Here is a 21,399-nt window from a genome sequence, read left to right as displayed (position 1 = left end):
TCGATCGCCAGGAACTGAGTCTGTTAGCGCGCCCCCGATAATCGGGCACGCAGGCGTTTGATCGCCTGACTGTGCAGTTGACTGACGCGGGATTCCCCCACTTCCAGCACCGCGCCAATCTCCTTCAGGTTCAGTTCTTCCTGGTAGTACAGTGTGAGCACGAGTTTTTCACGTTCAGGCAACGCCTCAATCGCTTCAATCACGCGGTCACGTAGGTTTCCTTCCAATAACTGATGAAGCGGGTTGGCTTCCTCGTGCCCCTCCGTCACCAGCTCCGCACTGTCGCCGTGTTCTTCCCGATACTCGTCGTAAGAGAAGAGTTGGCTGTTGTTGGTATCGAGCAGAATCTGCCGATACTCCTCCAGCGAAACATTCAGTCGCTCAGCCACTTCCTGCTCAGTAGCCGAGCGCCCCAACGCTTGTTCTACCTGATGCATGGCCCCAGCGACTTCGCGCGCATTTCTGCGCACGCTGCGTGGCGCCCAGTCGCGACTGCGCAGCTCATCCAGCATTGCGCCCCGGATTCGCTGCACGGCGTAGGTGGTAAAGGCGGTGCCCTGCAGCGCATCGTAGCGCTCCACGGCATTTAATAAGCCAATGCCACCGGCCTGCAGCAGATCGTCAAGCTCAACGCTGGCTGGCAAACGTACCTGCAAGCGCAGCGCTTCATGCCGCACCAGAGGAACGTAGCGCTGCCAGAGCGAATGTTTATCCATCACGCCATCGGCGGTATAGAGATCGTTCACGTTGACTACCCTGCGTTAATAAAGTTATCGGCATGATTATCCAATTCTGTAGGGGTTTTGATTGGCAGAATAGGCGGGCAAAAGCGAGGTTATTTCAAATTTGTTATGGATGGCGGTGGATCGCACCGCCGTCCGCGCAGCGACTAGCGCAAGTTACGCAGGCGCTCCCGCGTGCCAGGCGGCACCGCATCCCATAATGCGCAAACTTTGCCCTCAAGTGCCTGATAAAAAGGCGTAATCAACGCTTCAGTTTCCAGCGCCGGATTAAACAGCACCTGACCGGTTTCGGCGTTGATGCTTATCATTTTGTTGATAAACAGCCGCTGCAGATCGCTGCGCAGGAACAACCCGTTATCGGCGCTGTTATCGGCCAGAAACCCCTCTTCATTCTCTTGCGTGTCGATGTAACAGGCTTCCACCCACGGCCAGCTGTGCCGCTCGGTTAGCTGCGTACCGGTAATGATGCAGGCGCCATAGCGCGCTTTCACCGCCGAGGTGAACTCCGCCTGGCTGGTGCGCTGCAACACTTTGGCTTTCACCCGTCGCCCCACTTCGGTGCCGGGCATCACGCCGCTCGGCACTTTATATTGCGGCGTGCTCAGTACCACGAGGAATTGGATCTTGCGCGACAGCGGGAAGCAGGGATGCGCCTGCGCATCAAACAGCTGCCAATACTCCTCCTCTTCGGTTTGGCGCATCAGCACCAGCTTGTAGCCGCGACTGTTCAGCAGATTCTGCGCCTCCGCCGAATTGGGATCGAGCATGGCAAACACCTGGGTTTCCCCCACCACTTTCCAGCGCCCTTCTTTGCGCGCCGCATCGTCACGACGGAAATAGAGAAACGCCTGCTGATTTTTCAAATAGTGTTCAAAGCGGCGCAGATAGTTTTTGCGCTCGTTATCGTCCGAGACAAACAGCAGATCCTCAATCGGGCTGTTGATCTCCTCCTGCGCGAACAGCGCGCGGATCACCAAATTGCGAAAGCTGGTCGACGGGCTCAGCAACCCGCGTGCGGTAAGCTCTTTCTCGTCAGGATGCTGCTGCGTGTAGCGCAGGGCAATCTCTTCGAAGGTCAGTAGCTCACCCGGTAACAAGTCATAATTGAAGCGCATAGACACCCCAGAAACGGAAAAATGTGGTTCAAAAAATGGGAATGATTCTGAAGGGAGTTATCGGCAATGGGCAGGCGGACTGTAACAGGTTGGTTACTTTTCTCAGGATGTAGGGTATGCGCTAAAATCGTCCTTTGCCCCACGCATCAATTTGCTTTAGGTCAGCAGGATTAACGGACAAAAAAGCCCCGGCGGAAAACCGGGGCGCACCATTACGCTGCTTTTAACCGCTGCAGGCGCTTCTCACGGCGAATCTTACGCTCTTCAAACACTGCCACCAGCGCCATCAGGGCGATACAACCGATCGCTGCCGCATCCAGCGCGGCAAAGGTCCCGGCCCATCCGGTTAAGCCAAAGATTGGCGTGCCGTCGGCGATCATCCCCAAGCCTAACTTCGCGAAGCTGTCACCGATCAGGTAAGCAAAGGTGCCTTTAATACCATCGGCGGCACCAATGGCTTTTTTTGGTACAAAGCCGACGGCAGCGACACCAATAAGCAGTTGCGGACCAAACACCAGGAAGCCCAATGCAAACAGCGAGGCCAGATAAACGTATTGATTGCTGGCATGTTGATAGACACCGAGCGTGGCAATAATCAACGCCAACGCCACACATGCCACCAGCGCACGACGACCATTCGCCAGATCCGATAACCAGCCCCACAGCAGCGTGCCGACTAACGCGCCAACTTCAAACAGCGTGAAGCCCTGAATCGCCACCTCTTTCGACAGTTTTAACTCCTGATAGGCATATACCGTCGACCACTGATCGATACCAATACGCACCACATACAGGAAGATGTTGGCGAAACACAGCAGCCAAATCACTTTGTTTTTCAGCACGTACTCGACAAAGATCTGCCACTTGGTCATCGCCTGATCTTCAGTTTCTTTGTCCTCCTCGCTGATCTCTTCACCAAACAGCTCTTCGGCTTTGCCCAAACCGTAAGATTCAGGTGAATCGCTGCCGTAGCGCAGACCGATAAAGCCGACGACCAGGGCGATCAGTGACGGAAACACAAACATGCCGACCACATGCCCATCGAACAGGTAATTGGCACCAAACAGCGCCACACCGGCTGCACCCGCGCCGCCGAGGTTATGCGAAATATTCCACATGCCCAGATAGCTGCCGCGTTTGCGGCGCGGCGTCCATTTGGTGATGGTGGAGTAGCTACAGGAGCCGCCGGTACTTTGGAAGAAGCCGCTCAGCGCATAAAACGCGATCATCAGGAACAGACTCACCGAACCCGCGCCCATGCTGGCGCTGAAGCCCAGCATACAGATTGCCGAGAGAATCAGCATAAACGGCAGGAACTGCTTGGTATTTTTGCCATCGGCGTAGTAGGAAACCAGAGTTTTCCCGACGCCGTAGGTGATGGAGAAGCCGAGCCCAATCATCCCCAGCTGCGTCATGCTGAGTCCGTAGGTGGTGATCATGTCGTTCTGCGCAATGTTGAAGTTTTTGCGGATCAGATACATGGTCAGGTAGCCGATAAAGACCACCAGATAGGACTGCATAAAGGGTTTGAACCACATCTTGCGTCGCTCTTCGAGCGACAGATTCAGGGTCGGCTTGCGCACCTGATTTAAGAAAGCCAGCATGGAGTGCTCCTGATTAATGACCTGCGTGATGGCAGGCATTGTAAAAATCAGCAGCGGTTTCGGCCTGAGACAACTGCCCGGCGCAACCGGGAAAATTTCTTAGTTTTGGCGAGGTAAAGGCAAAAAGCGGGGATGCATCACACTTCCTCGCGCTGGCGCGGCGTTTGCGCATGCAGGAATGGCAGCAGCAGCAAAGCCGAAATGCCCGCCGCGCAGGCGATGACCGCGAAAAAGCCGCTCCAGTGCCAGACATCGATCACCCGCGCCAGCGGCCAGCCGGAGAGCGACGCGCCCAGATAGGCAAACAGGCCAACAAATCCGGTCGCCGCGCCCGCCGCATCTTTATGCGAACACTCCGCCGCCGCCATACCGATCAACATTTGGGGGCCGAAGACAAAAAAGCCGATGGTAAAGAAACACGCAGCCTGCATTACGTAGCTGGCAAACGGCATTAGCCACAGCGATCCCACTGACAGCAAAATACCGGCGGCAAAGATCAGGTTCATCGGTCCGCGATTACCGTTGAACAATTTATCCGAGCCCCATCCCGCCACTAACGCACCGCCGAAGCCGCCGAGTTCAAACATGGTGACCGCCGAGTTGGCCGTCACCAGATTCACGCCCAGCGTCTCGGACATGTAGAGATTGCCCCAGTCATTGATGGCAGCACGCACCACATAAACCAGCACGTAACATAGCGATAGCAGCCAGATGTAAGGGTTGAGCAGCACATATTTAGTGAGGATCTCTTTGTGACTCAGCCCCGCGCCCTCTTGCTGCTGGGCGATCTCCAGCGCATCGTGGCGCCAGTCACCCACCGGCGGTAAACCCACGGTTTGCGGGCGATCGCGCAGGCGCCAGCAGAGAAAAATGCCGGCGACGATTGCCAGTCCGCCGGCAATCATCATGCCGGCGCGCCAGCCATAGTGCAGCGCGGCGCCACCGACGATCATCGGGATAAGCGCACCGCCGACGTTTTGTGCGGTATTCCACAACGCCCACCAGCCGCCGCGTTCGGTGCGAGAAAACCAGCTGGTCAGCAGACGTGCACACACCGGCGATCCCCATCCCTGGAAAAACGCATTCAGCACCCATAGCAGCGCGAACGCCCACAGCGAAGTGGAGAAGCCAAACAGGATGTTGACCACGCCCGTCGCCATCAGCCCAATGCCCATGAAATAGCGCGCATTGGAGCGGTCGCTGACGATGCCCGAGAAAAACTTCGACAGGCCGTAAGTGATGTAAAACAGCGTCGCCAGCAGGCCGATGTCGGTGCGCGTCATCACGCCTGCGGCCAGAATTTCCGGCGAGGCAGCGTTGAAGCTTTTACGGGTGAAATAGAACAGCGCATAGCCGAGCCAGATGGTGATCATGATATGACGCCGCCAGTAGCGATAGCGCGCATCAATGGTCGCCTTATCCTCGATCGGCTGCGCGCTGGCTGGCGCGTTGAGAAATCTAAACATCATCTTTGGGTTATCCCTTGCGCAGCGGTAACGTGACGCTTACGCGCGTGCCGTGGGTGCAGGTGATCCCCAGCGAGCCGCCTAGCGCCGTCACGCGCTCGCGCATGCCGGCAAGGCCAAAACCTTGCTGCGGGGAACCCGCCGGCAAGCCGCAGCCGTCGTCTTCAATGACCAGCAGCAACCGCTCGTCCTGCAATGTGCCTTGCAGCGTCACCGCGCGGGCGCTGGCGTGTTTCACCACGTTATTGAGTCCTTCCTGACAGACACGAAACAGCGTGACGCGTTGCGCTTCACTGAGTCGTGCTTCGTCAATCTGCCAGTCGAGATGACTGATGATGCCATGCCCTTCCAGCTCCATTTCCCGCATCAGCGAGCGAATAGCCTGCTCCAGCGAGAGATCGTCCAACTGGCGCGGACGCAAGCGCCCCAGTAAACGGCGCACGGAGTCGTAAATACCCAGCGACAGCTGCTCAATCAACATGCCACTCTGCTTGACGCCACTTTCCGGGCTGATGCGCTGCATAATCCCGGCCTGGGTGCGAATCGCGGTGATGGTTTGGCCGATATCATCGTGCAGTTCGCGCGCCACTTCGCGTCGAACGCTCTCTTCAGTCTCCAGCAAACGTTCCGTCAAGCGGCGATTGCGCAGCAACTCGGTTTGCAGCGACTGATTAAGTTCACGTAAACGCTGAATACCCGCGCCCAGCAGCAGCCCGGTAAGACTTTGCGCCAGCAGGGAGAGCAGCAGATCGACCGCGTGATCGTGCCAGGTCTGGCTGGCGATCAGGGCGATGGCGTTCATTAAGGTGGCGATCAGCGCGCCCTGCCAGCCGTAATGCCACGCCAGCGCGATAATCGGCAACGCCAGACAAAATGGCGTGAAGCGCGACAGCTCTGCCGGCAATCCAAGCTGCAACCATAGGCTGACGATAAACAGCAGCACATAACCAAACAGATGGCGCACGCGCCAGTTAACCGGCTGTCCGACCAGCGAAGGGCCAAGCGGCTGCCAGCGGGTGCTGGTGAGGTAGTGCCAGATCACCAGGCAGGTGGGTGCCACGGTCAGCGCGCCGGTCAGCGTGAGCAGCACCGCATTCAATGCTGCTGGCTGTGAGATCCACGGCAAGGCTTGCAGTAGCGCCGCGCACACCATCGCTCCGCCCTGCCACAGCAAAGTGTGCCAATCGCGTTGATGACGATAACGGGAGATCAATGCCACCGGCAGCAGTGTTAATAAGCTTCCGAGCATCAGCAGCGGCAGATGCGCCAGCGCCACTTCGCGCGATAATCCATACAGCATCAACCACTCGGCACCGAGCAGCACCGGCCAATAGGCGCGTGGGCACTGCAACATCAAACCAAGGCGCAGGCCAAAGGGAAACAGCAACACCGCCAGTTCAGGACGATCCGCCAGATGCAGGCTGATGCTCCACAGGCAAAACCACGCGGCGGAGAAGATACAAAAACTGGCGATGACGGCAATCAGCCGTGAAAAGAGTGGCTGCATTACCAGCCATCAAACATGCGGCGCGCCAGTTCAACATCGTTGCTGACATTGAGCTTTTCCAGCAAATTGGCGCGATGGACGTGTACGGTTTTCGGCGACAGGCCGAGTTCGGCAGCAATCTCTTTCACCGCTAAGCCTTGTGCCAGTTTTTCCGCCACCTGACGTTCGCGTTTGGTGAGCGGATCCTGCCGTGCGGAGGCGAGTTTGATGGCGATATCGGGCGTTAGGTAGCAGCCGCCTTTGGCCACGGTATGCACCGCCGCGATCAATTCATCGGGGCTGCAACGTTTAGAAAGAAAACCGCGCGCGCCGGCGTTGAGCGCCTGCTCCACCAGCGCCGGACTGTCGTGCACCGACAGCATGATGGTCGCCATACCTTTCGGCAACTGGCTTAACAGCTCCAGCCCGGAAATATCCGGCATCGAGATATCGCAGATGCACACCTGCACGCCGCGCCCCGGTAGTTTGGCGAGCGCCTCATGCCCGGAACCGCATTCGGCAACAACCTGAAAATCCGGTTCCAGCCCGAGTAATTGGGCAAAACCAGAACGGACAATCATGTGATCGTCGATGAGCGCAATGGTGGTCATGGGGTTTCCTGGCGGCGAAAAAACGCGCTTACCTTAGCGATAAGCCGGGGAAGCTTCAAGCGGATTGGGTGGAGATGGCGGGCATGGCGCAAAAGATTGCGCTGCTATAGATGGTGCTGACTTGCGGTCGCCATGAATGGCGACCCTACGATGTACCGGCCGTGCGTTTCACTTTTGTGGCGCGAAATGTAATACCGGATGCGTTATCACCCGATGAATTTCCTGAGACGGTGGCTCAGGGAATTGGGCGTTTTTGACAGCCTCCTTAGCGGCAGTACATAAGCCGAGATCGCCGGTTAATACATGGATATCCGTCAGTTGTCCTTTGTCATCCAAATCAAGTCGCACATCACACGTTTTGCCTGCAAAGGTATCGACATCAAATAACTGCGTCGTGATGGCATAGTTGATTCCGGCGATATAGCTGTTGAGATCGGTCACCACCGGCGGCGGCGGCACGACCACATGAGTGCGTGGATGTTTTGCGGTGGTACAACCGGATAACAACAGCACAGCGAAGAGGAAAATACGCATTAAACACGTCCTGTGAAGCGGGAGGATGCTGAGTATAACTGCATGCTCATAATATGCAGATATAAAAAAACCCCGCCGAAGCGGGGTTTGATAAGCAAGGAGCGTAGAGCGATTAGCCCTGCAGCAGAGACAGAACCTGCTGTGGAACCTGGTTAGCTTTAGCCAACACTGAGTTACCCGCCTGCTGGATGATCTGTGCTTTAGACATGTTTGAAACTTCAGTGGCGTAGTCAGCATCCTGAATACGAGACTGTGCTTCAGACAGGTTAGTGGTGGTGTTGTTCAGGTTGGTGATAGCAGAGTCCAGACGGTTCTGCACCGCACCCAGGCTTGAACGGAACTTGTCAACTGAAGCAATAGCCGCATCCAGCGCTTTCAACGGGTTAGCATTGTCTGCAATAGGTTTAACGGTATTGGTTGCGCTTGACAGGTCTGCACCGTTTAGGCTGGAGGCTAAATACGTTTCCGCGTCAGCGCCAGTGCCTACAGTAACTTGTTCAGTTTTACCATCTACACCGCCCAGTTTATTCGCAGCAGTAGTGCTTACGCCGCTGGCATTGGTAAAGGTAGTAGTTTTGGCGGTAAAGCTTGCCGCATTGGTACCATCATAGTCAGTCGCGTACAGGGAACCATCAGCGGTTTTCAGCGCGTAGCCAGCATCGGTCGCATTACCTGAAGAATCGGTAGAGGTCAGTTTCACCAGTGAAACGTTAGCAGAAGTTGCTCCAGTAACGCCTGCGGCAGCCAGAGCAGCAGCAGCAGTTGTGGTATCAAGCGCAGCGCCTGGGGTAGTAGTACCAACCTGATTTTTAGTTACAGCCGTTGCTGTGCCCGGTGCTGTCGCTGACGAGCCAATGGTCACAGTACCATCAGCAGCTACAGTTGCAGCGTAGGTGCCATCGGCAGTGGTGTTACCCGTACCGCCAGCAACAGTTGCATAATAAGAGTTGGTAGCACTGTCAAATGAGAAGGTTGTAGTTGCAGCGGTAGTGCCGTCTGAAGTATTAGTGGTATCAGTAGTAGACAATGCCAGCGTGTTAGCGCCGTCAGCGTAAGTAGTGGTGCTGGCAGCAGTTACAGCTTCGCTGGTGATAGTACCGGCTTTACGCACGTCGAAACCATTCAGACCCAGAGTTGATGAATCAATTTTTTGCAGGTCAATTGAAATGGTTTCACCGTCATTTGCACCAACCTGGATTTTCATAGTGCCATCTTTTGCCAGCACGTTCACACCGTTGAACTGAGTCTGGCCCGATACGCGGTCAATCTCTTCCAGACGTGATTTGATTTCGTCCTGGATTGAAGACAGGTCAGAATCAGAGTTGGTGCCGTTCTGTGCTTGTACGGTCAGTTCACGAACACGCTGTAAGTTGTTGTTGATTTCTGACAGCGCGCCTTCAGTCGTCTGCGCAGCAGAGATACCGTCGTTGGCGTTACGCGCTGCCTGAGTCAGGCCGTTGATGTTAGAGGTGAAGCGGTTAGCAATGGCCTGGCCCGCTGCGTCATCTTTAGCGCTGTTAATACGAAGACCAGAAGACAGACGCTCGATAGAGGTAGACAGAGCAGACTGGTTCTTGTTGATGTTGTTCTGAGTGATCAGCGAGAGGCTGTTGGTATTAATGACTTGGGCCATGATAATTTTCCTGTTAATCAAGTCTTTCGGTTAAGGTGTGGGCTTCAACCCGCCGGCTTCAGCGCCGTCAATGTTGTTATCGTCTGCCCTTAAACAACCTTTAGATTTTTTTTAGGACCAGGTGAAAATTTTTCCCTTCAACCTGTCACGCTTATCTTTATCGCCCTCTCCGCTCACTTCTTTAGAGATTTGATCATTTTTTCTAGCGCCAGAAATACCCTTCTCTATATACGCTATTCACTTCATCACCGATTGAGAATTAATTTTAAACTTTGACTATTCAAAGCCGATAACCCGGGTATTCAAACTCCGTGTCGACCACTTAAAGGAAACAACATGGCAAGTATCTCTACGCTGGGTATCGGTTCTGGCCTCGATTTAAGTACCATCCTTGATAACCTGACCACTGCTGAGAAAGCGTCATTAACGCCTATCTCTAATCAGCAGACGGCCTATACCGCCAAACTGAGCGCGTACGCCACGCTGAAAAGCTCGCTTTCTACTTTCCAGACCGCGAACACCGCGCTAAACAGTGCCGATCTGTTCAGCGCAACCTCAGCAAGTAGCAGCTCTAGCGCGTTTAGCGCCACCACCTCAGGTTCTGTGGTCGCGGGTAAATACACCATTAGCGTTTCCCAGCTGGCGCAGGCGCAGACCCTGACTTCAGCGGTGCAGACCAGCAACACCACGGCGCTAGGCGACTCATCTGCCAGCAGCCGTACCTTGTCGATTACCCTGAAAGATGGCACCAGCAAAGACATCGCCCTGACCAGTGACCAAACCTCACTGACCGGTATGCGTGATGCGATCAATAGTGCTGATGCCGGCGTTAGCGCCACTATCATTAAAGTGGGCGATGGCAGCTACCGTTTATCGCTGACTTCCAGCGAAACCGGCAGCGATAATGCCGTCAGCAAGATTACCGTAACCGGTGATGACACGCTGCAAGGTATTGTTGGCTACGACGCATCCGGCAGCAGCAATGCAATGACCGAAAGCGTGACCGCGCAGAACGCTAAGCTGACGGTAAATAATGTCGAGATTGAAAACAGCAGCAACACCATTAGTGATGCACTGGAAGGGATCACTCTCAATCTTAACGACACCACCAGCGGCAATCAGACGCTGACCATCACCAAAGACACCTCAAAAGCGGAAAGCGCGATTAAGACGTGGGTCGATGCTTATAACACCCTGCTCGATCAGTTCAGCTCCCTGACTAAATACACTGCTGTTGATGTCGGCGCAGACGCGCAAGACACCAGCAACGGCGCGCTGTTAGGTGATAGCACCCTGCGCACTATTCAGACCCAGCTGAAAAGCATGCTGACCAATGCGCAGAGTTCTTCCACCTATAAAACCCTGGCGCAGATCGGTATCACCACCGACCCAACCACCGGTTCTTTGGAACTGGATTCCGACAAACTGGAAACTGCGCTGAGCAGCGACGCAGATGGCGTGAAAGAGATGATTGTCGGTGATGGTAAAACCACCGGCATCACCACCACTATCGCCACCAATCTGACCGGTTGGCTGTCCAGCACCGGTATCGTGCAGGCCGCGACGGATGGCGTGAGTAAAACGTTGAACGACCTGACCGATCAGTACAACACCATGAGTACGCGTATCGACAACATGGTGGCACGTTATAAAGCTCAGTTTACGCAACTTGATGTGCTGATGAGTTCGTTAAACCAGACCAGCAGCTACCTGACGCAGCAGTTCGAGTCATCCAGCAGCTCAAGCTCAAGCAGCTCGTCTTAATAAGGAATGATCATGTACAGCGCTAACGGCACCCAAGCCTACGCAAAAATCGGGGTGGAGAGCTCAGTGATGAGCGCCAATCAACAGCAGCTGATTACCTTGCTGTTTGACGGTGCGATCAGCGCACTGGTCCGCGCCCGCCTGTTTATGCAGGACAACAATATCCAGGGAAAAGGTAACTCGATTTCCAAGGCCATTAACATCATCGAAGGCGGACTGAAACAGGGCCTCGATGAGCAAGCAGGCGATGACCTTACCGACAACCTGTTAGGCCTTTACGCCTATATGGTTCGCCGTCTGGTTCAGGCTAATCTGCGTAATGATGTCGAAGCCCTCGAAGAAGTTGAAGGTCTTCTGCGCAATATTGCTGATGCCTGGAAAGAAGTCGTACAACCTCAACACCTTCAGGACGCCGTTTAATGAACATTGCACCGCCACTGATCACCGTTTACCAACAGTTACTCGACCTCAGCCATGGAATGCTGCGTTTGGCAGCAGACGGCGAATGGGATGATTTGATTACCAAGGAAGTGGATTATGTCAGTGCGGTGCAAAGACTGGCGCAAACAACCGAAGCCGCCGCCCCGTCGCGCCAGCTGCAAGAGCAGCTGCGTCCGGTGTTACGCCATATCCTCGATAATGAGAGCGAAGTGAAGCGTCTGCTGCAACTGCGTATGGATGAGCTGACGCAGCTGGTAGGACAATCATCGATGCAGAAATCGGTGATGAGCGCGTACGGTAAGCAAGGCAGCGTGTATTTGCCGCAGGGTTGATTGGTTGCGATGTACTGCATGAAAAAAGGGTGAGAAGGTTATCTTCTCACCCTTTTTTCCGATTTTCAGGTCGCCATTTATGGTGACCTGAGGATTATTGTGCCGGCTTAGACGACACCGAAACCGGCTGCATAATCGCCGGCTCAATATCCTGAATCACCGCGTCATTCGGGCGCTTCGCCACTTCGTCCAGCGCCTGCTGGCACTCAACGGTTGGGCGATCCACTTTACGCAGGCGTAAACCGTCGTAACGCAGCTCACCGCTCTCCAGCTTCAGCGGCATCACGCGCACCTGACGCGTCACGTTGACCCAATCATCGCCCAGGCGCGTTAATTTGCCCGGTTTAGCAATTACGCGCTGCCACTGGCGGCAATCCAGCGTATCGCCTTCGGCACTGATAATCAGGCTGCCCATCGCCTGCTTGCTGATCAACTTGCTCTGCGGGCCAACGGTTTGCCAGTTGCCCTGCAGTTCCAGCGGTGCCGGGGTTTTCACGGCCTGGTCATAATTGCTGATCTGCGCACAACCACTCAACACCAGCGCGGCCAGTATCATCCACTTTTTCATTCTCGTTCCCTACACTCGCATCAATGGCGGCTACGTTATAATTTTTCCCGTCAGTTGCGCAAGGTGTCTACGGTATGCCGCGCGTTTTTCCCCGCGGTGTACGCCATAAAAAACTCAAGCCGCTCATTAATGCGCCGATAACTCATCCTGGAGTTAACGGATCTGCACAAAATAATAATTACCCACTACACACTTCATCTTCGTTACGGAGAACACCGTTATGCGATTAACCCTTCGCGCGCGCCTGACATCGATTGTCGGCCTGCTGTGCATTTTACTGATTGTTGCCGCCATCTGGGGAATCATCGGACTGCGTGCCGCCGACCAGCGGGCGCAAAATGCCTACCAGAATGAGCTGTTACCGCTGCAATACTCTTCCCGCCTGTACCGCATGGTGCAGGAACAATCCTCTACCCTGTTTGATGCCCTGCGCTACTGGACCGACAGCAGCGAAGTGGAGAAACGTCTGGCACGCATTGCGCACTACGGCGAACAGATTGCGAAAGATCGTCAAACCTGGCAGCAACTGTCGTTTGATGCGCAAACCAAGCCGCTGAGCCAGCAATTTATTACCCACCTCGACGGCTGGCAAACGGCGTTGAAAGAGGCCGGCGAACTGCTGAAAAGCGGCAACCCTTCGGCGGCGTTAGTGGTGATTGAAACCCGCCTGCGCAGCGGCAGTCAGCTGCTGCAGCAGGATATTGACCAGTTGGATGCGCTGATGCGCCAGCATGCAGAACTCACCTATCAGCAAAGCAACAGCGATTACCAGCTGGCGCGCAATAGCCTGATTGTCATTCTGCTGGTGGGCTTAAGCGTGGCGCTGGTGTTCGGCTGGCTGTTGATTCGCTCAATTAATCGCTCGATTGGTCAGGCACGCGAACTCGCCGAGTCGATTGCGGCCGGTGAACTGAATCATGATATCGGCACCGTTTCGCGTGATGAGATGGGCGAACTGATGCAATCGCTGCTGCGGATGGACGTGCGTCTGGCTGAGATCGTGCGCGAAGTGGGCGAAAGCGCCAGCGCGCTCAGCGATGCCGCGCGTCAGATGGCCGACGGCAATGATGATCTCTCTGAGCGTACCCATTCGCAGGCCAGTTCGCTGGAGCAAACCGCCGCCAGCATGGAGCAGATGACCGCCACGGTAAAACATAACGCCGATAACGCCGCGCAGGCCAACGAACTGGCCACCGATGTGCGTCATCAGGCCGAACGCGGCAGCAGCGTGCTGCGTGATGCGGTCAGCGCGATGGAGGAGATTGAATCCTCCAGCAAGCGTATCGCCGATATCAACCGGGTGATCGATGAAATTGCCTTCCAGACCAACCTGCTGGCGCTAAACGCGGCAGTTGAAGCGGCGCGTGCGGGTGAGCAAGGCCGTGGCTTTGCCGTGGTGGCCGCTGAAGTACGTCAACTGGCGCAGCGATCTGCCGGTGCCGCGCACGAGATTAAAGCGTTGATTGATGCCAGCGTCGGCAAGGTGGAAGCTGGCAGCGCGCTGGTGCAGCGTTCCGGGGCCATGTTGAATGACATCAATCACGGCGTGGCGCGCGTGGTGGATATCGTCGGCGAAATTGCCGTGGCCAGCCGTCAGCAATCCAGCGGCATTGAACAGGTCAATACTGCGGTGATCCAGATGGATGGCGCTACGCAGCAGAACGCCTCGTTGGTGCAGGAAGCCAGCGCCGCCAGCCAAACCGTCAGTGAGCATGCTGGATTGCTGGTGGAGAAGATGGCCTTCTTCCGCCTGCAACAGCGCTAAGGAGCGACATCATGCGTAAACTTCTCGCGATGTTACTGGCCACGCCGCTGCTGAGTCAGGCGGCAACCACGCTGAACATCGCCACCATCGCCAACGGCGATATGACCATCATGCAGCAGCTCTCTACGCGTTATGAACAGCAACATCCCGACGTCAAACTGCAGTGGCACGTGATGGATGATGGCGCGCTGCGTCAGGCGGTGCTGTCGGCGATGAACAGCGGCCAGCCGCAGTTTGACGTGATTACCGTTGGCACCTATGAAGCGCCGCTGTGGGGCGAAAAAGGCTGGCTGGCACCGCTGAATACGCTGCCGGCGGATTACGACAGCGATGACCTGATCGCTCCGGTACGCAAAGCGCTGTCGTGGCAGCAAACCCTGTATGCCCTGCCGTTCTACGGCGAAAGCAGCATGACCTATTACCGCAAAGACCTGTTTGCGGCAAAAGGCCTAACCATGCCCGATAATCCCGACTGGACCGACATCAAAAACTTCGCCGCGAAGCTGACTGACAAGCAGCAAGGCATTTACGGCCTGTGCTTGCGCGGTCAGCCTGGCTGGGGCGATAACGTTGCGCTCCTCACCACCATGGCCAACGCCTATGGCGCGCAGTGGTTTGATGAGAACTGGCAACCTACGCTCAACTCTGCGGAGTGGCGCGAGGCGCTCGGCGATTACTTGCAGATGGTGAAACAGGACGGGCCGCCAGATACGGTGAACAACAGCTTTGGCCAGATTTTACGTCTGACAGCACAGGGCAAGTGCGCGATGTGGATCGACAGTACGGTGGCAGCCGGTCTGCTGGTTAATCCGCAGATTTCATTGGTGGCGGATAAGCTGGCATTTGCCCCTGCGCCGGGCGGCATCACGCGTAACGGTTCCAACTGGCTGTGGTCGTGGGCGCTGGCCGTTCCCGCGCATACGCCGAATCGCGATGCGGCCATCGCTTTTATCAGCTGGGCGACGTCAAAACAGTATATTCAGCAAGTGGCGGATACCGTTGGTTGGGGCGCGGTGCCGCCGGGCAGCCGCAATTCTACCTATCAGCAGCCAAGCTATCAGCGCCTGGCACCGTATGCGGCGCAGGTGCGTGCGGCGATTGAATCGGCCACCGTCGAGCAACCAACGCTTAATCCGGTGCCCTATCAGGGCGTGCAGTACGTGAGTATTCCAGGATTTGATCAGATGGGTAATGCCGTCGGGCAGAATCTGGCGGATATGCTGAGCGGCAAACTGACGCTGGACGAAACTCTGGCGAAGAATCAACAGGACGTCACGCGCATTTATCAGCAGTTGCATTGATCGGTAGCGCATAAGGTGTTTGTAGGGTGCGCATTTATGCGCACCTGGTCGCCATAGATATCGAACCCGAAAGCGTAATCCTGACAACGCAGCTTGCGCACGTTACACTAGCGCGCAAGTTGATACGCAGGAATCCCCGAATGAAAACCCCAGAAGAGTATTACGCTCAGGCGCGCACCATGTTTTTCGCCGCCCATCCCGATTTTCAGTCTGCACTGGATGAATTCACCGAGAGCGATGCGCGCCAGGCGAACCTGTCGCTGGCCCAATTACGCGCGTGGCACGCTGAACGCATTTACGCCGCGTTCCTGCGTCAGAAGAAGCTGGATGGCATGCTGTTTTCCATTCAGTTGGCCGAGCCGGATAAAGCCGTTGCCGCCGATGCCATTGAAAAATATCTGAAATCTCATGCCGAAGCTTTGGGCATGACGTGGGAAGAGTTCTGCATCAAGAACGAGCTTTAGCGCCCAAGCTGTTGAATATGCATCAAGGATACAGCTCCAACCACTCAAAATGATCAGGAAAAAGTTGTACAAGTCGTTCTAACTTGTATAACTTACTCATCACGACGTAAGTCGTAGATTGTCCTTGAACGAATGGTGCTGTTGCACCGCCTCTGGAAGTGTTGCTGGATTTCCACTTCCAGAGGTAATATTTTTCTACCCTTCCCGCTCTATACCTTTAATTTCAATATAGCTTGCCACCGCCAGCAGACGATTAACGTGTGTGAGCAGCAGATCAACATCCGATTGTAGAAACTCTTGCGATGCACGCGAAGCCGTCACAATGGCCTCTTGTACCGTTTCGGAAATGGTCAGCGAGTTGTTCTCTTTAGCCTGAATCAGCAGTGCCGCAATCAGTAATGACTGCGCCTCAACCTGCGCCACCAGCTCCTTTGCCTCCACATCCATTTTTGCCATTTTCAGCAAGATATCGATAACCAGTTGGCGCATGTTTACCCCTGTTTTTATTTACAGTACCATGGCGCACCCAATCCGCTGAATGGAACGCCCTGATGTTTGTGGAACTGATTTACGATAAGCGCAATGTGGCCGGATTACCGCGCGCACGCGAGATGATTTTGCAGGAGTTGGAAAAGCGTGTACAGCGCGTCTTTCCCGATATTGAGGTGCGCGTCAAACCAATGGAACGGAACGCGATTGATACCGATATGAGTAAGAACGATAAAGCGACGATTGCGCGGATTGTTGAAGAGATGTTCGATGAAGCGGAAATGTGGCTGGTGGCCGATTAGGCCACCAGTGCATGACAAGCTTAGCTTTCCTGCTCGGCATGGTTGATGGCGATTTCCAGGTCCTGAATCGCCTCATCAATATCATCTAACAGCTTGCCCTGTTTGTTGAGCAAGGTGTCAAAACGTCCCGCATACTCCGGGTCTTTGTACTCACCCGCATCAAACGCCAGCCAGTGGGCAGAAAGCGTCTCAGTATTGGTCTGCGCGTAGTGGCGCATCTCTTTAAGCTGGGAGGTGACATCACGCAAGTAGTCAGTTTTGGTTTTTACAGTTTCTGTATCACTCATGCTATCTTCCTTTTCGCTTAATAAGACGATTTAAATAACGCTTGAATGATTAAAGGTAGTACAAAATATCGAAGCCGCATTAGGAATAATCGGAAGTGTCTAAAACCTGTTAATTAACAGGGGACATCCCGGTCCCCTTTGGCGCGTCGTCCTGCATTACAGATACTTCCTCGCCAGTTCAATTAGCTCATCCTTGGCGGCATCCCCCAATTTGATCACCCCCTGCTCGACAAATTTGAACGCCTGGGCAAAATCTTTCACCCCTTCTGAGAATCCTTCGCTGGCATGACTGGCCTCCTGCGTTGCGGTGGCCGGCGCCGCTGCGGCTGCAACGGGAGTCGCCACCTCGGGTGCCGTGGGCGGCAGCTCTTCCGCTGGCGCAGCGGTTACCGCCTCCGGTACAGCTTCAGTTGGCGCAACCGCCACAGCTTCAGGCGCAGCAGCGGGGGCAGCCTCGGTTGAGACGTCAGCCGCAGGCGCTGCCGCAGGCGCTGCCGCCGGAACTGCGGTGACGGAAGCTGCTGGCGCTGCCGCCGGAACTGCGGTGACGGCAGCTGCTGGCGCTGCTGGCGTAGCGACTTCGTTGGCAAAATCCTCCGCGGGTGAGGAAGCCTGGGGAGTGGCTGCGCTGGCGCTTACCGCAGCGGTGGTGGTTGGATCGATAACAGTTTGATCGCTCATAACGTTCTCCTTCTGACTTAATAAAGACCGCAGTCGGGCAACACAGGCTGCAATCCACGTGGTAATGCGCATGATCCCCTCCTTAACGCTTGGGTTGAGGTGGCGACTTCTCTCCTTCAGCCGGTTTCACTTTCTCAGCCGGTGCGCTGGCCGGATGCTTGTTTATGCCATCGAGTGTGTTCTGCAGCGCCACCAACTGGCTGGTCAACTCCGCCACGCGGGCTTCACGCCGCTCGGAGATGGTGCGGTACTGTTGCCGGATCTCCTCAACCCGCTGATTGGCGCTGTTACTGACGAACAGGAACAGCACCGTCATCGCCACGCACATCAGCGACAGCATCAGTAGAAAGCCGCCGAAAAACAGCTGGCGCCGATGGTTTTTCACTACGTACTCACTGTTTATCTGCGTCATCACGACTCTCCTCCAGAGTGGTAATCAGTTGGTTAACCTGACTGCGAAACTTATCGCTGTGCTCGGCTTCAGTGGTTGCCAGCAAAATGCTTAACGCGTTTTTAATCAGCCGCAGATCGGTCTCCAGCGAAGAGATACGCCGCAGGTTTTTATCATGACGGATGCGCAACTCATCGTTTTCCTGGCGCATCAAGGCATGACCCTCTTTGAGCAGCATCACCTGTTCTTTGTAGCTGGTGATGATCTCCCCGCCGGCACGATTGCTGGTGACGATAGCGGCAATCCCCGCCATTAACGGTTTCCAGAACACAGCTGCTGCGCCGCCGCCGAGAAGCAACGCACCTACGCTGGTGACTAAACTACTTTCCATGCTTCACCTCTCACCCCTGGCAAGGGTTGCGCCTCAAGAGCACGCTGACCACCCTTGCCAGCTTCGCGGTCAACGCCTGAATTTAAGTTTACTTTATCTCATCAATTTAAGTATACTTAAGTCAATCCTTCAGGAGATGTCAAGATGATGAAAAAAGAATCTTCCGGTGAACGCATCCGGGCACGACGTAAAGCACTGCAGTTAACACAGCAGGCGCTGGCTAAAAGCATCGGCGTTTCGCATGTGGCTGTATCGCAATGGGAAAAAGAGGAAACCGTACCGCGTGGGGAAAATCTGCTGCGGCTGGCGCAGTGGCTGCAATGTACTGCGGCATGGATTATTGATGGTGATGGCGAGGTATTTTCAGCAGCGCCAAGCGCGGTACCGGTTGCGACGGTGCCATTGATCAGTCTGACGCAAGCGGCTGCGTGGTTGAGCGAACAGCGTTTACTGCTGCAACAACAGGCCACGCGTTTTCTCTACAGTGAAAGCACACTCAGCGATGGCGCCTTAGCGATAACGGTGGAAGATCAATCGATGCAGCCCGACTATCGCCCCGGGGACAGCTTAATCTTTGATCCCAATGTTCCGCCGCAGCCTGGCGATGTGGTGCTGGCGCTAGCAAATGGCGTGGCGCTTGTGCGCATTTATCGTCAGCAAGCTCAGCAATCTGCTGGGCAACATTTCGTCTTACGACCGCTGAACGATGATTTTCCGCAGCTACACTCGGCAGACGCTGGCCTGCAAATTATCGGCACTTTAATGGAGCTGCGACGTTATCGAAGCGGCTAGCCGCTTCGCTTAAGCTGTTATTTTGAAAAAAGTTTAGCCTAAGCGCGGGAAGCTATGGACAGACCCCGCGGTAAGCCTGTTAATGTAGCCGCAAAATAATAATTTCGTCGGACAATCGCCATGCTTACCACAATTCTTTATCGCAGCCATCTGCACGACCACGTGCCGATTAAAACGCTCGAAGATATGGTTGCTAAAGCCAATAGCAAAAACAAAAACTCGGATGTCACTGGCATCTTACTATTTGATGGCCTGCATTTTTTCCAGCTGCTGGAAGGGCCGCGCGATGCGGTGCAGGGCATTTATCAGCGTATTTGCCAGGATGCGCGCCACCATAATCTGGTGGAACTGATGCATGACTTCGCGCCAGAACGCCGGTTTGGCAAGGTCGGCATGGAGTTGTTCGATCTGCGTGAGCACGACAAAGAGAGCGTGCTGCAAGCGGTGCTGGATAAAGGCACCTCTCGCTACCAGCTCACCTATAAAGATCGTGCGCTGCAGTTTTTACGCACCTTTGTGGTGGCACGGGATAAAGAGAACTACTTTGAAATCCCGCCAGCCAATACCTGGGAATTTATTCCCGATGAAGCCTGGTTAAATGAGCTGGATGATCTTGATCAGAGCGTGCAGGATTGCCGCTTTGCCTTTCAACCGATCATCGATCCCTTCGCGCGTCGCGTCACCTCGTTTGAAGCACTGATCCGCACGCCCACCGGCGGCTCACCGGATGAGTATTTCTCCGCTTTTGGTGGCGAAGCGGTTTACCACGCGGATATTCGCTCAAAAAAACTGGCGTTTAACGTGGCGAGTAAACTCGGGATTGGCGAGCATCGCTTGTCGATCAATCTGCTGCCGATGTCGCTGGTGACGGTGCCGAATGCGGTCGATTTCCTGCTGCAGGAGATCACCGCCAGTGGACTGGTGCCGCAGCAGATCATCGTTGAGGTGACAGAAAATGAGATCATTTCGCGCTCCGATGAGTTCGCCGCCGAAGTGAGAAAGCTCAAAGCCGCCGGTATCAGTCTGGCGCTGGACGATTTTGGTGCCGGTTTTGCCGGTTTGTCGCTGTTATCTAAATTCCAGCCGGACAAAATCAAAATCGATCGCGATATTATTCGCGATGTTCACAAAAGCGGTCCGAAGCAGGCGATTATGCACGCCATTGTTAAGTGCTGTGCGTCGCTGGAGATTGCGGTTATTGCTGAAGGTGTGGAGCAAGCCGAAGAATGGATGTGGCTGGAAGCTGCCGGTATCAGCCAGTTCCAGGGTTTCCTGTTTGCCCATCCGCTGTTAAATGGCTTCCCATCCGTAGCGTGGCCGGAAATTAAATAGCATCAGCCGAAATTAAAAAACGCCGTCATAGAACGGCGTTTTTTATTAATAATAGCTAACGTCGATTTTGCCATACTGCTTATCAATCACCTTGCCTGCCGCATCGGTGGTAATAATGTCGCAGTAATACGGCACCGCGTTTTTGTATTTGCAGACATTGCTCACGGTTTTGATTTGATCATTACGCTTCACCGTGGTGACCACATCCGAAATCTTTTGCTTATCTTCTGCGCGCACCGCGCTAGCACGCGACACTTCTGTTCCGGCCTGAGTAATACTTAATACCGCCATTTCGCCATCACTGTTATACGCGAGGTGAAACGCTGCATCGGAGGCGGGAGAGGAAATCTGCTCAACCAAACCCTGCTTGTTATAGGCAATATCTACCGTCATGGTCGGCGTGACTTTCTTCACCATGGCGCAGTTTTTATCCAGCGTCACCACCACATCCTGTCCGTTTTCGCTGCCTTTTAATGCATCACCCTCGCGCGAGACTTCAATCACTTCGCCCGCTTTACCGACAGACTTCACATGCGTGAGGCAGCCGTTGCGGTCAAAATCGGCATTCACCTCGAAGATTTGCTGTCCATCTGCGGTAAACAGCGTTTGATGGGTGCTTTTGACGTTTCCAGGCAGTGCTTCAAATTGATAGAGGTAAGCGTAGTTTTTCATTTGCGGATAAAACGTCGCAGCATCCTTATCGCATCCTGCAAGCAGGACGATAGCGCTCAAAAACAGCAGGGTTTTCTTCACGTGAGAATCCTCTTCTCGAAATAATGCAGCGCATAAGGTCGGAAATTGGGCTTAATTCTGGCAGTCACCTTGCCACTCGCTTCGAACATAATCACCCGGATGAACTATACCCGAAACGACATGCAATTATCCCCTGCTTTAGCGACGCCATTTC

Annotated in this window: 24 protein-coding genes; 9 read left to right on the top strand and 15 right to left on the bottom strand. The window is 54.7% G+C overall.

Annotated elements, in window-relative coordinates:
- Window positions 1–23 precede the first annotated feature (23 nt).
- From WFL93_RS18700 to WFL93_RS18665, 8 genes are all read right to left on the bottom strand, one after another.
- Window positions 24–746 (bottom strand): RNA polymerase sigma factor FliA, encoded by a 723-nt coding sequence (locus WFL93_RS18700; protein ID WP_007891379.1) that lies wholly within the window; start codon window positions 744–746, stop codon window positions 24–26.
- Window positions 747–889: 143 nt separating this feature from the next.
- Window positions 890–1,858 carry an HNH endonuclease signature motif containing protein gene (locus WFL93_RS18695; protein ID WP_336778765.1) on the bottom strand — a complete coding sequence of 323 codons (969 nt, stop codon included), beginning with the start codon at window positions 1,856–1,858 and terminating at the stop codon, window positions 890–892.
- Between the two features lie 212 nt (window positions 1,859–2,070).
- Complete coding sequence (gene uhpT, locus WFL93_RS18690) at window positions 2,071–3,462, bottom strand: hexose-6-phosphate:phosphate antiporter (RefSeq protein ID WP_049852580.1); 1,392 nt, start codon at window positions 3,460–3,462, stop codon at window positions 2,071–2,073.
- A 137-nt stretch (window positions 3,463–3,599) separates the two neighbouring features.
- Entirely contained in the window at window positions 3,600–4,928 is a 1,329-nt protein-coding gene (locus WFL93_RS18685) for an MFS transporter (RefSeq protein ID WP_336778784.1), read from the bottom strand.
- Between the two features lie 10 nt (window positions 4,929–4,938).
- Entirely contained in the window at window positions 4,939–6,435 is a 1,497-nt protein-coding gene (gene uhpB / locus WFL93_RS18680; protein ID WP_336778764.1) for a signal transduction histidine-protein kinase/phosphatase UhpB, read from the bottom strand.
- Window positions 6,435–7,025, bottom strand: coding sequence for a transcriptional regulator UhpA (uhpA, locus tag WFL93_RS18675; RefSeq protein WP_336778763.1), 591 nt, complete (start codon window positions 7,023–7,025; stop codon window positions 6,435–6,437). The genes uhpB and uhpA overlap by 1 nt, the downstream gene beginning before the upstream one ends.
- Window positions 7,026–7,193: 168 nt before the next feature.
- Complete coding sequence (locus WFL93_RS18670; RefSeq protein WP_336778762.1) at window positions 7,194–7,559, bottom strand: cell envelope integrity TolA C-terminal domain-containing protein; 366 nt, start codon at window positions 7,557–7,559, stop codon at window positions 7,194–7,196.
- Window positions 7,560–7,671: 112 nt separating this feature from the next.
- Window positions 7,672–9,192, bottom strand: coding sequence for a FliC/FljB family flagellin (locus WFL93_RS18665; protein WP_336778761.1), 1,521 nt, complete (start codon window positions 9,190–9,192; stop codon window positions 7,672–7,674).
- A 336-nt stretch (window positions 9,193–9,528) separates the two neighbouring features.
- Between WFL93_RS18665 and fliD the strand changes: the two genes are divergently transcribed.
- The 3 genes from fliD to fliT are packed head-to-tail and all read left to right on the top strand — an operon-like array spanning window position 9,529 to window position 11,729.
- Window positions 9,529–10,956, top strand: coding sequence for a flagellar filament capping protein FliD (gene fliD, locus WFL93_RS18660; protein ID WP_336778760.1), 1,428 nt, complete (start codon window positions 9,529–9,531; stop codon window positions 10,954–10,956).
- Window positions 10,957–10,968: 12 nt separating this feature from the next.
- Window positions 10,969–11,376: a flagellar export chaperone FliS gene (fliS, locus tag WFL93_RS18655; protein ID WP_049852574.1), complete on the top strand. Its 408-nt coding sequence runs from the start codon at window positions 10,969–10,971 to the stop codon at window positions 11,374–11,376.
- On the top strand, window positions 11,376–11,729 hold the full coding sequence (fliT, locus tag WFL93_RS18650) for a flagella biosynthesis regulatory protein FliT (protein WP_049852573.1): 354 nt from the start codon (window positions 11,376–11,378) through the stop codon (window positions 11,727–11,729). Before fliS ends, fliT begins: the two co-directional genes overlap by 1 nt.
- Window positions 11,730–11,823: 94 nt before the next feature.
- On the opposite strand, the gene yedD is transcribed toward fliT, so the two are convergent.
- Complete coding sequence (yedD, locus tag WFL93_RS18645; RefSeq protein WP_336778759.1) at window positions 11,824–12,297, bottom strand: lipoprotein YedD; 474 nt, start codon at window positions 12,295–12,297, stop codon at window positions 11,824–11,826.
- 220 nt (window positions 12,298–12,517) lie between these two features.
- Here yedD and WFL93_RS18640 point away from each other — a divergent pair, with 220 nt between their 5' ends.
- From WFL93_RS18640 to WFL93_RS18630, 3 genes are all read left to right on the top strand, one after another.
- Window positions 12,518–14,062: a methyl-accepting chemotaxis protein gene (locus WFL93_RS18640; RefSeq protein WP_336778758.1), complete on the top strand. Its 1,545-nt coding sequence runs from the start codon at window positions 12,518–12,520 to the stop codon at window positions 14,060–14,062.
- An 11-nt stretch (window positions 14,063–14,073) separates the two neighbouring features.
- The gene (locus WFL93_RS18635; protein WP_049852570.1) at window positions 14,074–15,363 is read left to right on the top strand and encodes an ABC transporter substrate-binding protein; all 1,290 of its coding nucleotides are present in this window, start codon (window positions 14,074–14,076) and stop codon (window positions 15,361–15,363) included.
- Between the two features lie 140 nt (window positions 15,364–15,503).
- Window positions 15,504–15,827 (top strand): DUF6388 family protein, encoded by a 324-nt coding sequence (locus WFL93_RS18630; RefSeq protein ID WP_007891405.1) that lies wholly within the window; start codon window positions 15,504–15,506, stop codon window positions 15,825–15,827.
- A gap of 195 nt (window positions 15,828–16,022) precedes the next feature.
- Here the strand turns inward: WFL93_RS18630 and iraP are convergent, their stop codons facing one another.
- Complete coding sequence (gene iraP / locus WFL93_RS18625; RefSeq protein WP_007891406.1) at window positions 16,023–16,316, bottom strand: anti-adapter protein IraP; 294 nt, start codon at window positions 16,314–16,316, stop codon at window positions 16,023–16,025.
- A gap of 62 nt (window positions 16,317–16,378) precedes the next feature.
- Here iraP and WFL93_RS18620 point away from each other — a divergent pair, with 62 nt between their 5' ends.
- The gene (locus WFL93_RS18620) at window positions 16,379–16,618 is read left to right on the top strand and encodes a DinI-like family protein (protein ID WP_336778757.1); all 240 of its coding nucleotides are present in this window, start codon (window positions 16,379–16,381) and stop codon (window positions 16,616–16,618) included.
- Window positions 16,619–16,638: 20 nt separating this feature from the next.
- Here WFL93_RS18620 and WFL93_RS18615 read toward each other — a convergent pair whose 3' ends face one another.
- The 4 genes from WFL93_RS18615 to WFL93_RS18600 form a co-directional block, all read right to left on the bottom strand.
- Window positions 16,639–16,905 (bottom strand): hypothetical protein, encoded by a 267-nt coding sequence (locus tag WFL93_RS18615; RefSeq protein ID WP_007891410.1) that lies wholly within the window; start codon window positions 16,903–16,905, stop codon window positions 16,639–16,641.
- A gap of 156 nt (window positions 16,906–17,061) precedes the next feature.
- Window positions 17,062–17,586, bottom strand: coding sequence for a hypothetical protein (locus WFL93_RS18610; protein ID WP_336778756.1), 525 nt, complete (start codon window positions 17,584–17,586; stop codon window positions 17,062–17,064).
- A gap of 82 nt (window positions 17,587–17,668) precedes the next feature.
- Complete coding sequence (locus WFL93_RS18605; RefSeq protein WP_049852568.1) at window positions 17,669–17,998, bottom strand: hypothetical protein; 330 nt, start codon at window positions 17,996–17,998, stop codon at window positions 17,669–17,671.
- Entirely contained in the window at window positions 17,979–18,368 is a 390-nt protein-coding gene (locus WFL93_RS18600) for a hypothetical protein (protein ID WP_007891426.1), read from the bottom strand. The genes WFL93_RS18605 and WFL93_RS18600 overlap by 20 nt, the downstream gene beginning before the upstream one ends.
- Window positions 18,369–18,512: 144 nt before the next feature.
- Between WFL93_RS18600 and WFL93_RS18595 the strand changes: the two genes are divergently transcribed.
- Entirely contained in the window at window positions 18,513–19,160 is a 648-nt protein-coding gene (locus tag WFL93_RS18595) for a S24 family peptidase (RefSeq protein ID WP_336778755.1), read from the top strand.
- A 120-nt stretch (window positions 19,161–19,280) separates the two neighbouring features.
- Window positions 19,281–20,492, top strand: coding sequence for a diguanylate phosphodiesterase (locus tag WFL93_RS18590; RefSeq protein WP_336778754.1), 1,212 nt, complete (start codon window positions 19,281–19,283; stop codon window positions 20,490–20,492).
- A 45-nt stretch (window positions 20,493–20,537) separates the two neighbouring features.
- Here WFL93_RS18590 and WFL93_RS18585 read toward each other — a convergent pair whose 3' ends face one another.
- Entirely contained in the window at window positions 20,538–21,245 is a 708-nt protein-coding gene (locus tag WFL93_RS18585; protein ID WP_336778753.1) for a YnfC family lipoprotein, read from the bottom strand.
- Window positions 21,246–21,399 lie beyond the last annotated feature (154 nt).

The organism is Pantoea sp. USHLN256, assembly GCF_037149875.1.
Taxonomy (GTDB): Bacteria; Pseudomonadota; Gammaproteobacteria; order Enterobacterales; family Enterobacteriaceae; genus Pantoea; species Pantoea nemavictus.
The sequence above is the reverse complement of the archived record's forward strand: the minus strand, read 5'-3'. Positions and strand labels throughout refer to the sequence as shown.

Excerpts from the sequence above, each read along its gene's own strand:
- WFL93_RS18695 (WP_336778765.1), bottom strand. The coding sequence starts at position 1,858 with ATGCGCTTCAATTATGACTTGTTACCGGGTGAGCTACTGACCTTCGAA.
- uhpT (WP_049852580.1), bottom strand. The coding sequence starts at position 3,462 with ATGCTGGCTTTCTTAAATCAGGTGCGCAAGCCGACCCTGAATCTGTCG.
- WFL93_RS18685 (WP_336778784.1), bottom strand. The coding sequence starts at position 4,928 with ATGTTTAGATTTCTCAACGCGCCAGCCAGCGCGCAGCCGATCGAGGAT.
- uhpB (WP_336778764.1), bottom strand. The coding sequence starts at position 6,435 with ATGCAGCCACTCTTTTCACGGCTGATTGCCGTCATCGCCAGTTTTTGT.
- uhpA (WP_336778763.1), bottom strand. The coding sequence starts at position 7,025 with ATGACCACCATTGCGCTCATCGACGATCACATGATTGTCCGTTCTGGT.
- WFL93_RS18670 (WP_336778762.1), bottom strand. The coding sequence starts at position 7,559 with ATGCGTATTTTCCTCTTCGCTGTGCTGTTGTTATCCGGTTGTACCACC.
- WFL93_RS18665 (WP_336778761.1), bottom strand. The coding sequence starts at position 9,192 with ATGGCCCAAGTCATTAATACCAACAGCCTCTCGCTGATCACTCAGAAC.
- fliD (WP_336778760.1), top strand. The coding sequence starts at position 9,529 with ATGGCAAGTATCTCTACGCTGGGTATCGGTTCTGGCCTCGATTTAAGT.
- fliS (WP_049852574.1), top strand. The coding sequence starts at position 10,969 with ATGTACAGCGCTAACGGCACCCAAGCCTACGCAAAAATCGGGGTGGAG.
- fliT (WP_049852573.1), top strand. The coding sequence starts at position 11,376 with ATGAACATTGCACCGCCACTGATCACCGTTTACCAACAGTTACTCGAC.
- yedD (WP_336778759.1), bottom strand. The coding sequence starts at position 12,297 with ATGAAAAAGTGGATGATACTGGCCGCGCTGGTGTTGAGTGGTTGTGCG.
- WFL93_RS18640 (WP_336778758.1), top strand. The coding sequence starts at position 12,518 with ATGCGATTAACCCTTCGCGCGCGCCTGACATCGATTGTCGGCCTGCTG.
- WFL93_RS18635 (WP_049852570.1), top strand. The coding sequence starts at position 14,074 with ATGCGTAAACTTCTCGCGATGTTACTGGCCACGCCGCTGCTGAGTCAG.
- WFL93_RS18630 (WP_007891405.1), top strand. The coding sequence starts at position 15,504 with ATGAAAACCCCAGAAGAGTATTACGCTCAGGCGCGCACCATGTTTTTC.
- iraP (WP_007891406.1), bottom strand. The coding sequence starts at position 16,316 with ATGCGCCAACTGGTTATCGATATCTTGCTGAAAATGGCAAAAATGGAT.
- WFL93_RS18620 (WP_336778757.1), top strand. The coding sequence starts at position 16,379 with ATGTTTGTGGAACTGATTTACGATAAGCGCAATGTGGCCGGATTACCG.
- WFL93_RS18615 (WP_007891410.1), bottom strand. The coding sequence starts at position 16,905 with ATGAGTGATACAGAAACTGTAAAAACCAAAACTGACTACTTGCGTGAT.
- WFL93_RS18610 (WP_336778756.1), bottom strand. The coding sequence starts at position 17,586 with ATGAGCGATCAAACTGTTATCGATCCAACCACCACCGCTGCGGTAAGC.
- WFL93_RS18605 (WP_049852568.1), bottom strand. The coding sequence starts at position 17,998 with ATGACGCAGATAAACAGTGAGTACGTAGTGAAAAACCATCGGCGCCAG.
- WFL93_RS18600 (WP_007891426.1), bottom strand. The coding sequence starts at position 18,368 with ATGGAAAGTAGTTTAGTCACCAGCGTAGGTGCGTTGCTTCTCGGCGGC.
- WFL93_RS18595 (WP_336778755.1), top strand. The coding sequence starts at position 18,513 with ATGATGAAAAAAGAATCTTCCGGTGAACGCATCCGGGCACGACGTAAA.
- WFL93_RS18590 (WP_336778754.1), top strand. The coding sequence starts at position 19,281 with ATGCTTACCACAATTCTTTATCGCAGCCATCTGCACGACCACGTGCCG.